This is a genomic window from Marinobacter gelidimuriae (genome assembly GCF_000372805.1).
Classification (GTDB): Bacteria; Pseudomonadota; Gammaproteobacteria; order Pseudomonadales; family Oleiphilaceae; genus Marinobacter; species Marinobacter gelidimuriae.
The window spans coordinates 13145-25772 of the sequence record NZ_KB889881.1 but is presented as its reverse complement, the minus strand read 5'-3'; the positions used below and the strand labels follow the sequence as shown (position 1 = coordinate 25772).

Sequence of the window (12628 nt, the reverse complement as noted above, 5' to 3'; positions counted from 1 at the left end):
AATTCACGATGCCACTACAGTTTACACCTTCATGGTAATCATGCAGAAACTCCGCTAACTAAAGTAAACCCGATTTTATCATGTCGAACATGTCCAGAATCCGCGCCACAAACTGGTCTTTCGGGCGAAAGCTGCTTTGGGTGTTGATGGTAACGTCCCTCTGCAGGTGGTCCAGCAGCTTGTGCAGGCGCCGACGATGCAAACCGACCGCCGCCTGAACTGGGTCGAATATAACGCCGGAAAAGGCTGCAAACGCCGCCAATGAGCCCATGACAGCGATCATAACGCTGGCCGTCGTCGCCAGCGAAGGTTCTGGTGGAAACCCGCTGTAGTACCAACTGCCGAGGGTTTCACCAAGGATAAAGTCCTGGGCGGCCAGGGTCTCTGCGAGCATGGATGCGAGCACTACCCCGAGCCCAATGCCGCCCGGGGTAAACTTCTGGAACGCGAACGCGCCCAACACCGTGCATGAAATACTGTTGGTGATATCGGCAGACGCCGTTCGGGTCATCCGGTACTGACTGAGAGCGTCCGCGACCAGCGGTTCAATCAGGGTGCTAAACCGCTGGTGCTCGACCGACTTGCAGGTATGGCGCTCATAGACCGCCTCCAGCGCCTCAATCAGATATCCCTCCAGACGTGAGCTCTCCTGACCATTGCTCAACAGGTTCACCAGGATCAGGTGCGAGATGTGCTGTTGTACCCGGGTGATCAAACCGGCGGGTACACGATTTGCCAAACCGTGCAGCCACATAAGGCCTGTTCGTTTGGGAACCAGAATTTTCACCAGGCATACCAAGGCGTACACCGGCGCCCACAGTAGGTTGATGGGTGCCCGCAACATGTCCCATCCCAGCGCCATTTGGTTGGTCGCCATGGCACCGGGATAATGGAAATGCCGGTCAATAAACGCCGGTACCCGCGCCCGGCAGTCGTCAAAGTAACGCTCGATGCCTGAGCGGATTGCCTGCTCTATCTCAACTTCGGAGACGTTGTGCTTGGGCGATGTGGCAATGGGCATAGTAACAAGCGCTTCAGCGTGAGCTTCTGTGATGATTCGCATCGACGAGATCTGGGATGCTTCGGATACGCGAGGGTGCGTCTTTTCTGTCTCGAAATGATTTGCAAAAATTAATAATTATAGTCCCGAAAAGCCCGCTGATAAGTACTGGAACTGGCCAAACCACTCGCCTTATGTGTGGCTGCGCTAGATGCGTCCGTTAATCAAACAGGCTCATACGCTTCATAACGTTATCGCGTTTGATTTTCCAATGGAACATCGCACCAGACACATGCAGCACCAACAACGCTAAAATGATCCAGCCCAGCCATTCATGCAGCATAAAGAGCAGTTCAGAGAGCGGTTCATCTTTGCCAATGAACCCGGGCAACTGCCAGAGAAAAAATTTCACCGGGAAGCCGCCGCTGGCTGTGGCAGTGTTGGGCTGCATTGCAGGCTGGGCTTCGGTGAATCAGCTCAGCATGCTGCTGGTGCTTTACCGTCAAACGACCCGTGACCCGCTTACCGGGCTGGCCAATCGCCGCCAGGTGATGGCGCAGCTGGACGGTGATATCAAGGATGCTCACGAGCAGGACACGCCGCTGTCGGTGTTGCTGTTTGATCTGGACAAGTTCAAAAGTTTCAACGATAACCACGGCCATGCAGCCGGGGATTTGGTGCTCAAACAGTTTGCCAAAATTCTCAAGGATGGTGCCAAACGCAAGGTGGATCTCGCCGGGCGCTTCGGGGGTGAGGAGTTTCTGATGATTCTGCCGGGTATGGATCAGTCAGAGGCAGTCAAGGTAGCTGATGCCGTACGCGACGGATGCCACAATAAAAAACTCAAGGTACCTACGGGGGAAGAAGTCAGCTTTAGACCTGTATCGGTATTGCTGTGCTGGGAGATAAGATAGAGGACCGTACCCGATTTTTGCAGCGAGCCGATGATGCGCTATATGCTGCGAAGAATGGTGGTCGGGACCGCTACGTGGTGGCCCTGCCGAGCTAACGCCGGGATTACGGGCACCCCGCTACAGCGTCTTGGAATGAGCGGCTAGTTGCGGGATACTGCGGCATGAGCCTTCCCGTGAGCTCGACTCACATTGCAATAGGGGGCGTGTTCGGAGTCGGCTTTTTACGCGAGCATCTCAAAAGGAAGAATGGTAGCGGCTGTGCTTTCTTTACCATCAGAGGGATGCTTCTTCCATAAGCTCGCGCAGCTTAGCGAGTTGAGCCTCGACCACGCGCAGGCGAACCTCGGTCTGAGCAGATGTTTCTTCTGACGAGCCGGAATACAGCCGTTCGCGGTATTTTGCTCGCTTTTTTTTCAGTGCCTGCTCGAGATGCTTCAGTTCCTTGCGCTTGAGGGAATTGCCCTTGTCGTGTTTGCGCAGTGCATCGTCGAACGTTGCCACCAAGTCTTTGAAACCCATTGCCTGAATCCTCCGTGTTCGAAGATTGGTCGGCCGGGACGCCGTCACGAGCCCATTACGCGTCAGACGATGATGTCTGCCTGGCCTGCATCGCTCACCGACAGTGCCTCTGTGGTCCGGGCGGCTTCCACATCCGTGGCTGTCAGGAGCGCGCGTGTTCCGGTCAGAATAGCATCCACTGTCTCGCTGGCATAGGCAGAATCGTTGAGCAGGGAAGTGGCCATTGCTGAGTCGATCCGCTTTGCGCCGAGGAGTTTCGTGACGCGCGCGACCATGGATTCGCGGTCCACTCGGGCACGTACAGCGATCTCGTCGAGCTCCAGTATGGCCGTGCTGGCGTCGTCAAATTTGCCCTCGTAAAACCGGTGGGTTTCCCGCAGCACCATCGCGACCCGCAGCCGCAGATCGTTGTACTCCTTACGGATAGCGGTGTTATCTGCAACCATGTAGATAGTGAGATTCTTGCGCAGGTGTTTAACGTGCTTGATGGCTTCCACCATCTCGCCGGCGGCGTGCTGCAGGCGGTAGAGTGATTCGGTGGAACTGGCTGACGATATTCGCGTCATTCGCCCGGAAATGAAATCGAGGATGGCACTATAAAGGCGCTTGACGCGCTGCCGATAGACCAGGTCGATGTCGATGTTGATGCGCTCTCGGCTGTTATTGATCGTTGCTTCCAGGTCATCGCAGTTGCGGATCTGTTCACGGTGCAGGTGGAGGCCATGGGCGAGGATGACGAAGGCCTGGTCGAACAGGTGCCAGACTTCCCGGCGGACTGCTGCGTTTGCGCTATCGGGGGAGTCCATCGCAGCGGGGTTCAGGTACTTCGGCTGCGCCGCGGCTTCCTCCTCTCGTTCCGGCAACCAGCGTTCCAGCGCGCTCGCCATCCGCGATATCAGTGGCAACATCACGGCGACACCCAGGCAGTTGAACAGGGTGTGGAACATGGCGAGCTTGACCGTATAATCATCTTCGGTGATCGACATGAGCGCCGACAGAAAGTCGACGGACCAGCGCAGGGGCTCGATCAGTATCAAGGCGATCGCCGCCGTCGCCATATTGAACAAAAGGTGGGCGCCTGCCAGTCGCTTGCCGGCGATATTTGCGCCAAGACCGCCGATCAGCGCGGTCACCGTTGTGCCGATATTGGCACCTATAGCCAGGGCCAGCGCGTTCTCGTAGGTTATCTGGCCCGTGGCCAGGCCGGCCAGTGTGAGGGCCAGCGTTGCGTGGCTCGACTGCATGATGACCGTCGCCAGAATTCCGAGCCCTGTATAAACGAGCAGTCCTGTGACGCCTGTCATCGCATATTCGCGCAGATCGACCGCCGACTGATAGCTTACGAATCCCTCCTTCATGAAATCGATGCCGAGAAACAGAAACCCCAGACCGGCCAGAATCGCGCCGACGGCTTTCAGTGCGCGGGGTTGCTGGAAATTCAGCACCACGCCAAAGACGAGCATGGGCAACGCGAAGGCCGAAAGGCTCATTTTCATGCCGATGGTGGCGAATAGCCACGCGCCGGTTGTGGTGCCCAGGTTGGCTCCGAAAATAATGCCGATGCCGGTGATCAGGGGGAGCAGGCCGGCGCTCAGGAACGATATCGTGATGACCGATACCAGGGAGCTGGATTGCATGATAGCGGTGCTGACAATGCCGAAACCAAGACTCTTCGGAATCGTGTTGGTTGTTCGGCGCAGCACCCTCTCCAGGAATCCGCCGGTGAATTGGCGGAACCCGTTCTCGAGTGAGAGCATGCCAAACAGGAAGATCGCAACCCCGGCGGCAATCTGTTTGAATTCTGGGCTCGTCCAGAGTGCAAAAGCCAGAAGGCTGAGTATTCCGGCGAGGACGAGTTGGCGGTAGTTCATTGGCTTACCTTTCCCCGCTGTTGGCGCGAGTTTGATTCCGTGCAGTCAGGCCGCAAAACCATCGATATGGCAAGATTTCGATGACGTTTATTATCTTGTCACATTTCTGTAATGTAAGTAAGTTCACGGCTTAGTTAGAAAGCCGAGCAGTCAATCTGGAGAGGCCGCATGCAGCTATTGTCGCCGAGTCGCCGCTTCAGCGACGATGCTTACGATAAGCACGGTATATTGAGGAAGGAAATCTACGAGAAGGAACTGGCGCGATTGAAGGAGGAGCTGGCCAAGCTCCAGCGCACCATTACCGACGAAGGCCTGCGCATCGTGGTCTTATTCGAGGGACGCGACGCCGCCGGCAAAGGCGGAACCATCAAACGCATTACCGAGAAGACGAATCCTCGCATTGTGCGCACGGTCGCACTTGGCAAACCGTCTGATCGCGAGCGCAGCCAGTGGTACTTTCAGCGATATGTGTCCCACCTGCCGGCGGCCGGAGAGATGGTGCTGTTTGACCGCTCCTGGTACAACCGGGCCGGCGTTGAACGGGTGATGGGGTTCGCGACGGCCGAGGAGGTCGCGCTGTTCATGCACACCTGCCCCGAATTCGAGCACATGCTTGTCGAGGAAGGTATTATTCTGCTGAAGTACTGGTTCTCGGTCAGCGAGGAAACCCAGGAGCAGCGCTTTCAGGCGCGTGCCGCCGACCCTGCCAAGCGCTGGAAGATCTCCCCGATGGATCTCAAGTCGCGCGAGCTGTGGGCCGAGTACTCAAGGGCCAAGGACGAAATGCTGCGTTACACGGACCTGCCATACGCACCGTGGCGGATGGTAGACGCCGACGTTAAGCGCCATGCCCGGTTGAACTGTATCAGCAATCTGCTGGAGCAATTCGATTATAGCCGCGATCTGCCGCCAGTCCCGGACCTGCCTCCGCGCGAATGGTCGCACGACGACAACCGTACGGCGAAGCCGCACGAGTCCTATATCGATCGCCTGTATTGAGGGCTTTCGCTTAGACTGCTGCCACCTCCCAACAGGCTAGTTAGGCCTGATCAAGTCGCCTTGGTTCACGGCTTGCGCTCGGTAGCGGGTGCTTTTTGCCATTCTGGATGGATGGATGGCTGGCTGTTCTGGTAAATATAGGCGTTCTGGGTTGGCTGCTCGTTGCTCCAGAGGCCATGAGCTTTCGGCAGCCGTTGGGTTTTGATGTGTCGACGTCTTGGCAGCCTCTAATTTGGTGATGACAAACACACCTACTTCTTCGTTTAATGCGAAACTAGTCCTCTTAACTTATGGAACAGGAGTTCGACCATGGCGGAATTATCACTCAAGGAACAACTGAACAACGCGGTAAAAGACGCGATGCGGAATAGGGAAAAATTTCGGCTTGGCACCTTGCGGTTGGTTCAGGCCGCGGTCAAACAGATCGAGATTGATGAACGCCGCGAGGTGAATGACGACGACGTTCTAAAGGTGCTGGACAAAATGCTCAAACAGCGCCGCGATTCCGCCAGTCAATACGACGATGCCGGTCGCAAAGAGCTGGGCGACATCGAGCGGGCAGAAATGCTGGTTATTGAGGAATTTATGCCCGCCGCCCTGACTGAGGACGACCTGGATGGCCTGATCCGTGCGGCCATCAGCTCAACCGATGCCCAGGGAATGCAGGACATGGGTCGGGTGATGAACGAGCTGCGCCCGCAGGTACTTGGTCGGGTCGACATGGGCCATTTGGGCAAGAAGGTGCGGGCCGCGCTGGCTTGAGACCTTTTCGTGAATTTGCAGGTTTCAGAAGGAATGCAGGTCCGGGTTTTCTTGCTGGCTTCTCTAAATAGTGCCTGTGCCGTAGACTTTGATGATGTTCGAAGAAATGAATTACACCGCCCTGGCGGGCCAGATTGTCGGCCTTATTGCGCTGGGCTTCTGCATTGTCGGCTTTAACAGCAAGCGCGATGACCGGCTGATGGTGCTGTTGATTGCGGCAAGTGTGGCCTTTGCGCTGCAGTTTGCGCTGTTTGGCAGTTGGACGGCGGCGATCCTGAGTTTGCTGGTGATCGGCCGCATTGTGCTGGCGCGGCGCTATATGGGCAGCTGGCAGGTGATGCTGGCGGTATTGGCGGTAAATCTGGTGGCTGCGTTACTGACCTGGCGCAGCCCGGTAGATTTTTTCGCCATTGCGGCGGCTATTTTCGGCACCCTGGGCATGTTCATGCTCAGGGGCATTCCCATGCGGCTNATGCTGGCCGCCGCCGCGGTTGCCTGGATGCTGAACAATATTGCCATCGGTTCGGTGGGCGGCACGCTGGCGGAAGCCATGGTGCTGGTCGTTAACTTCATCACCATATACCGGCTGGCGAAAATGAAACGGCGTTATCCCGAGGCTATGTTGCGATGACCATCGCTGGGGGGGTTCTAGGCCGTGCATTTTCCGGCCACATGTCGGATCTGGTGGGATGGCAGATGATGTTTGGAGTGCTGGGACTTCTCCTGGCTATTCTTACGGTGTGGCTGTTATGACTGAGGGGTGAGCCGAGTGTTGGTTTTGGTCGCTTACGGCATAGAGACCTGGGTGATGTATTGCGCATACCAGGATTATTTCGTGCCTACATTACCATCTTCTGTGCTTTCTTTGTGTTTGCTTCGTTGTTGAATTATTTACCTTTTCGTTTGACCCAGTTATCAGGTGCAATGGGTCCTGGAAAAATCTCACTCATGTATTCCGGGTATTTGATGGACATTGTCGTTGCCCTAGGGTCTGGTTGGGTTGTGCGCCGAATGGCTTACGAGCGGCGGGTTGTACTCTTGGGGCTGTATCTGCTCGCCACATTGGGATTTCTGGCACCTTCTGTGCCGTTACTGTTTCTAACTATGTTCCTGTTCTGTGCTGACATGTTTACGATTCATGGTCTGCTGTAGGGCATAGTGAACCGGCGGCGCCCGACCATCGCAGCGTGGTTAACGGGCTCGATATCTCAGCGTATTACTTCGGTGGTGTGCTTGGCTCGTTTTTGCCCGGTTATCTGCTACGCGGTGCTGGATGGAACGCCTTCGTGGTTGGTCTGGCCTTGGTACTTGTGGCTGCCTTTGTTGTCATGGTCAAGGAAAATAGTAGCGGTCCTCCGGGACTGAAGCCACGTTGATCAGCGGAACGGCTGCGCCATGATATGTTGCTGGTAGGCGGGCCGTTCTGAAAGTCGGTGGTAGAGCTCCCGAAGCCGGGGTTGTTGGTTTAATGCCGCTGGATTGAGTGTGAACCAGCGATGTAGAAAAGGGCCAAGGGCGATATCTGCCAGGCTAGGCGCATGGCCAACGATCCAGTCAGATGATACAAGTGAACCTTCCAATATTGACCATAACGCGAATGTTTTGTCTCGTGCGGCGTCGGTGGCGTTATGGTCGCGCTCTTTTTCCGGGGTTAGTGCCAGGCTGATGAAGTACGGCCTCATGCATGGCCAGAGTGTTCCCAACTGCCAATCCATCCATTGATCAACCAGGCCCCGAGTGGTCGGCTCGGCGGGATAAAATGCCTGATTGGCACAGTTCACCGCCAAATAACGCAAAATGGCATTGGATTCCCATAACACCAGCGCATTGTCTTCAAAAATCGGTATCAGGCCATTCGGGTTTTTCGATCTAAAGGCTGCGGTATCGGTGTTGCCGAACTTACCGCCAATATCGATACGCTCCACATAAAGTGCCATCTCAGCGCACAACCACTGAACTTTCTGAACGTTGCTGGAGGTGGCGCGTCCCCACAGTGTTGGCATAGTCATTATCCTCGGCTCGGTGCCCAGTTACGGAAGTATTGGCTACTCGGGCTATGGGTAGCCGGACTCTGCGACGGTTAACTCATCCGTTCACGTGGAACATTGCGCAGGTGGCTGGCCGTTTGGCCCCCCGGCAGGGCCGCGATGGCGTCGGCTGCTACCAGAAGCAGTGGCAAATTCACACCGGTTTCGATATGGCCACCTTGCAGGGCATAGATCAGATCTTCTGTAGCGGTGTTTCCGGTAGCTCCGGGAGCAAACGGGCAGCCGCCCAAACCTGCGGCGGAGGCATCCAGGGTTGTTGCGCCATGCTGGACCGCGAACAGGGCATTGGCGACACCCATCCCAAAGGTATCATGACCGTGGAAGGCCCATTTCAGGGAAGGGCTGCCATGGCGTTCCCGCAGGCGGGTGAAGTGGTTTGCTACCTGATAGGGTGTGGCGCGGCCTGTGGTGTCACAAAGGGCCACTTCCAGTTCGATACCCTGGCAGATATCCCGAGCTTTACCCAGTACAGCATCTACCTGTTGCCATTGAATCTCCCCCTCGTAGGGACAATCAAAGCAGGTGCCTAAATCCAGCCGTAGACGCACAGAATCTTTTTCGCTCCTGAGCCTGTCGGCGATTGTTTTTAGGCCTTCCAAGGAGCTGTCTACGCTTTGGCGCACGTTGCTCTGATTATGAGTCTCAGAGACTGAGGCCACAAAAACGAGCTCTTTGATGCCGCTTGCCAAAGCCCTGTCGGCGCCCTTGAGGTTGGGAACAAGCGCCGAGAAACGCATGCCGGTATGATCCGAAAACGCGGCTACGATGTCGCCAATGTCAGCCATCTGGGGGATGGCCTTGCTACTAACAAATGAGCCAATTTCAATGCGAGTAATGCCAGAATCGATCAATGTTTGAATGCAATGGATCTTGTCGGCTGTCGGTAATAATTCGTGAATGGATTGAAAGCCATCTCGAGGAGCCACTTCAACGATATCGACTGTTTTGGGAGGATGAAAAGTGCTGTTCATGATCCGGTTCTCCGCGAGAGCCAGTTAATGACGCCGCCAGATGAAAAAATAGCTTGCTGGCGGGCACTTAGCTCATGTGTCAATGTGATTGTCTGGTGTTCATTTATGGTAGCCGTGATACAAGTGCCTGCGGCAAGCTGATCACGAAGATGGTCAATCCGAATAACATCGCCCTGCTGCAGTAGGTCCAAGTCTTTTGGATTATCGAGTGTCAGAGGCAATACGCCGAAGCAGGGCAGATTCTGCCAGTGTATGCGTGCAATGCTTTTGGCAATGACCACCTGCAGTCCCAAAGCCCTGGGCACGAGGGCTGCATTTTCGCGGCTTGAACCCTGACCGTAGTTATCACCGGCGACGATGATATGGCCAGCTTCCCCCTGCGTGCGCGCCCGAGTGGCGTAACCGGGATCCACCGTTTCAAAAGTGTGTTTCGCTGATGCATCTATGTTGCTCCAAATTGGGAGCACGCGGGCACCTGCCGGCATGATGTCATCTGTGGATATGTTATCGCCAAGCTTTAACAATATTGGCGCGCATATGGAATCGGGTAAGGGTTTGAGCACAGCCAAGGGTGGCGTGTTGTCGGTTGCCAGTAACTTGATGCGACGAGCTTTTTCGAGCGCTAATGGTGGAAAGAACATGTGCTCGTCGGGCTTCATGTTTTTAGGCTCTTTAGGGCGATGGTGGGCTCGTTCTAGAGTGCGCGGATCGGTAATTACACCGTACAGTGCGGATGCGGCGGCGGTCTCCGGACTGCATAGAAATACGGAGTCTTCGAGCGTGCCAGATCGACCGGGAAAGTTGCGCGGTACGGTGCGCAAACTGTTACGACCCGTTGCGGGTGCCTGGCCCATTCCAATACAACCATTGCAACCGGGTTGATGAAGGCGCGCGCCCGCTTTGATCAAAGTAGCCATGTGGCCTTCGTCAATCAGCGCCGACAGAACCTGGCGAGTAGATGGGTTAATGTCTAGTGATACATTAGGTGAGATCGTGCGACCCCTGACAATGTCCGCAACAACCGCAAAGTCGCTATACCCAGGGTTTCCCGACGAGCCAATATACGCTTGATAAATGGGTTCGCCGGCTACATCACTGACCAGCACGACCTTATCCGGGCTGGAGGGAAGGGCAATTAAGGGCTCCAGTTTGTACAGATCAATATGTTCGTCTTGATCATACTGACAGCCAGGATCTGCGGCTAGCGGCTGCCATTCTGATTCGCGGCCCCGCGCCCGCATGAACTCAAGGGTCGTGTCATCGCTGGGAAATACGCTGGTTGTCGCTCCCATTTCCGTTCCCATGTTCGCCAGCACATGGCGGTCCATGGCATCCAGTGCCGCCAGTCCGGGGCCATAATATTCGAGAATGCAGTTCTTTGCTCCCGAAACCCCGTAGCGGCGCAGCAGTTCCAATACGACATCCTTGGCGCTGACCCAATCCGGCAGTTCCCCGGTCAGGCGTACACCGATGACCTTCGGCATAGCTAAAAACAGAGGTTCACCGGCCATCGCCATTGCCACTTCAATACCGCCGGCACCAATGGCCAACATACCTAGGGCTCCCGCTGAAGTCGTGTGGCTGTCGCACCCCACCAGACTGTCGCCGGGTTTGCCAAAGCGTTCCATGTGCACGGGGTGACTTATACCGTTACCAGGTCCACTGTACCAAATGCCCAAACGCTCGCATGCGCTTTTAAGGAACAAGTGGGCATCGGCATTGAAGTTGTCTTGTTGAATCAGGGTGTGATCGATGTACTGGACGCTGGGCGATGTGTGCACTCGCTCAATACCCATTGCATCAAGCTCCAGCATGACCAGCGTGCCTAGAACATCCTGCAATAACGCTTGATCCATTTTGAGGGCAATTTCGCCGCCGGGTGTCATTTTTCCGCTGACTAGGTGCGCAGCAATCAATTTATGGCTCAATGAATCAGGCATGCGTTATGTCCTCCTCACTCTTTGGGTGGAATAAATCGTATCCTACACGCAAAATATCAATCAGAAATTGCAAACCAAGTACGCCAAAGCCGATGGGGATAAGTGCATAGGGATAGACCATGGGTGTGCCAAAAGCACTGGACACCCGCTCACCATATTCCCAAGCGTCATGCGCCATTAGACTGCCGCGCCACACCATGATGGCGCAGAACACCAAGCCAAGTGCGCTGGTGAGCATTGTGATCAGAGCCTGTCCACTCTTCGGAAAGCGTTGGGTGAAAAATGTGATACGAATATGGGCATCATGGCGCTGAGCCTCACCTGCACCAACAACTGCCAGGTAAACCAACAGGAAAGTGTTGATTTCCAAGCTCCAACTTGTGGGTGCCACAAACACATAGCGCATGATCACGTCATAGCAGATGGTTAGCATCATGAAAATCAGCACTACGAACATGGTCCAGCGCAGGACAGCCAGAAGGCCATCCCAACCTTGCATTGCGAGCTTGGTCATTAACATCACCCCTCAGATTTGCCCTAGAGCGAGAGAAATGGCTTTTTCGCCGACCTCCTTGCCGACCTGCTCCTTCCACTCTTCCCATACGGCCTGGCTGCTTTCTCTGTAGGTCGCTAAATCTTCTTCGCTGGGCAGAACAACCTCTACCCCGGCTTCTTGAACAGCGGGCCAGTATTTATTGGGGTAGATGACGTCATTGCAGTAGCTGGCAAAGTTCTCTTCATACCATTGTGCGGCTCCTTCAATGACCTGTTTGGCGTCGTCTTCAAGTGCATCCCAACGTGAGCGGAGCATGAATGGGGCGACGGTAAAGGAAGTCATGGGTAGCTCGTAACACACCTTTAATTGTTCCTGCAGGCTGCGGCCATAAATAGTCGAAATGTTTGCCACAGCCGCATCAATGGTGCCGCGCTCCAATGCCATGTAAGTTTCTGAAGATGAAATGCGCACGGCAGCGATATTGAAAGGTTTAAGTGCTGAAGTGGCTTCGAAACTGACGATACGAATTTTTTTACCACGAACATCGTCGAGTGAACGAATAGGGCTGGCCGCTGTGCTCCAGATGAATTCAGGTTGAAGAATCCCGCCACCGGCAGTAAGCATGTAGATATTGTCCTTAGCCAATTCCTCATTAATCAATTCCATAAGAGGGCTGCCTTTGGCGAGGCGCTGCGGATTGCGGTACAGCTCGTCAACCACGCCGGGTAGGCCGGTGATGCCCAGAATCGGCAGAGAGCGGGTAATATACGATGTCGTATGAAACATGAAGTCGATGGCGCCGGCGCGCAGCGCGGGCAGTTGCTCATCGGCCTTCACAAGTTGGCCTGAGTGGTAGTAATCAACGCTTAGGGTGTCGCCTCCCTGCTTTTTTAGGTAGTCAACAAACCCGTCGGAGCCATAACTCAGAGCTTCGTAGGATGGCGGGATATAATATACCCCAGTGAACTTCGTCGCTGCTGAGGCGTGACCGGCAAACAGACTTTGCCCCCCAATTAAGGCGAAGCTGGCAGAAGCCAATGTGCTGTTCTTCAATAGTGCTCGACGTGTTATCTGCATGGTGTGTCTCCTTTGGTTTTTTCTTTACTGC

At 55.0% G+C, this 12628-nt stretch carries 13 protein-coding genes; 4 read left to right on the top strand and 9 right to left on the bottom strand.

All coding sequences use genetic code 11. The features are described from left to right. Nucleotides 1–58: 58 nt before the first annotated feature. Both A3OI_RS0108560 and A3OI_RS0108555 read right to left on the bottom strand, forming a co-directional pair. A complete protein-coding gene (locus A3OI_RS0108560) occupies nt 59–1063 on the bottom strand; it encodes a DUF6635 family protein (RefSeq protein ID WP_018403873.1) in 1005 nt (334 codons plus the stop codon). A 157-nt stretch (nt 1064–1220) separates the two neighbouring features. Beyond that, complete coding sequence (locus tag A3OI_RS0108555) at nt 1221–1451, bottom strand: cytochrome b (RefSeq protein ID WP_018403872.1); 231 nt, start codon at nt 1449–1451, stop codon at nt 1221–1223. A gap of 16 nt (nt 1452–1467) precedes the next feature. Between A3OI_RS0108555 and A3OI_RS19665 the strand changes: the two genes are divergently transcribed. Continuing rightward, complete coding sequence (locus A3OI_RS19665; RefSeq protein ID WP_018403871.1) at nt 1468–1914, top strand: GGDEF domain-containing protein; 447 nt, start codon at nt 1468–1470, stop codon at nt 1912–1914. A gap of 273 nt (nt 1915–2187) precedes the next feature. Here the strand turns inward: A3OI_RS19665 and A3OI_RS0108545 are convergent, their stop codons facing one another. Together A3OI_RS0108545 and A3OI_RS0108540 are read right to left on the bottom strand one after the other, a co-directional pair. Next, nucleotides 2188–2433, bottom strand: coding sequence for a hypothetical protein (locus A3OI_RS0108545; protein ID WP_018403870.1), 246 nt, complete (start codon nt 2431–2433; stop codon nt 2188–2190). 62 nt (nt 2434–2495) lie between these two features. Further along, nucleotides 2496–4304, bottom strand: coding sequence for a Na/Pi cotransporter family protein (locus A3OI_RS0108540; protein WP_018403869.1), 1809 nt, complete (start codon nt 4302–4304; stop codon nt 2496–2498). 168 nt (nt 4305–4472) lie between these two features. Here A3OI_RS0108540 and ppk2 point away from each other — a divergent pair, with 168 nt between their 5' ends. The 3 genes from ppk2 (at nt 4473) to A3OI_RS0108525 (ending at nt 6696) form a co-directional block, all read left to right on the top strand. Further along, a complete protein-coding gene (ppk2, locus tag A3OI_RS0108535) occupies nt 4473–5303 on the top strand; it encodes a polyphosphate kinase 2 (protein WP_018403868.1) in 831 nt (276 codons plus the stop codon). 309 nt (nt 5304–5612) lie between these two features. After that, a complete protein-coding gene (locus A3OI_RS0108530) occupies nt 5613–6065 on the top strand; it encodes a GatB/YqeY domain-containing protein (RefSeq protein ID WP_018403867.1) in 453 nt (150 codons plus the stop codon). Nucleotides 6066–6159: 94 nt separating this feature from the next. Next, on the top strand, nt 6160–6696 hold the full coding sequence (locus A3OI_RS0108525; RefSeq protein WP_026224087.1) for a YgjV family protein: 537 nt from the start codon (nt 6160–6162) through the stop codon (nt 6694–6696). A 745-nt stretch (nt 6697–7441) separates the two neighbouring features. Here the strand turns inward: A3OI_RS0108525 and A3OI_RS0108510 are convergent. The 5 genes from A3OI_RS0108510 to A3OI_RS0108490 all read right to left on the bottom strand — a co-directional run bounded on the left by A3OI_RS0108510 (nt 7442) and on the right by A3OI_RS0108490 (nt 12597). Beyond that, a complete protein-coding gene (locus A3OI_RS0108510) occupies nt 7442–8068 on the bottom strand; it encodes a glutathione S-transferase family protein (RefSeq protein WP_018403863.1) in 627 nt (208 codons plus the stop codon). Nucleotides 8069–8145: 77 nt separating this feature from the next. Beyond that, nucleotides 8146–9084, bottom strand: a complete 939-nt coding sequence (locus tag A3OI_RS0108505; protein WP_018403862.1) for a hydroxymethylglutaryl-CoA lyase — start codon at nt 9082–9084, stop codon at nt 8146–8148. Beyond that, the gene (locus A3OI_RS0108500) at nt 9081–11024 is read right to left on the bottom strand and encodes an aconitate hydratase (RefSeq protein WP_018403861.1); all 1944 of its coding nucleotides are present in this window, start codon (nt 11022–11024) and stop codon (nt 9081–9083) included. The genes A3OI_RS0108505 and A3OI_RS0108500 overlap by 4 nt, the downstream gene beginning before the upstream one ends. Next, complete coding sequence (locus A3OI_RS0108495; protein WP_018403860.1) at nt 11017–11538, bottom strand: TRAP transporter small permease subunit; 522 nt, start codon at nt 11536–11538, stop codon at nt 11017–11019. The genes A3OI_RS0108500 and A3OI_RS0108495 overlap by 8 nt, the downstream gene beginning before the upstream one ends. Nucleotides 11539–11550: 12 nt before the next feature. Then, nucleotides 11551–12597, bottom strand: a complete 1047-nt coding sequence (locus A3OI_RS0108490) for a TRAP transporter substrate-binding protein (protein ID WP_018403859.1) — start codon at nt 12595–12597, stop codon at nt 11551–11553. Between the last annotated feature and the right edge of the window lie 31 nt (nt 12598–12628).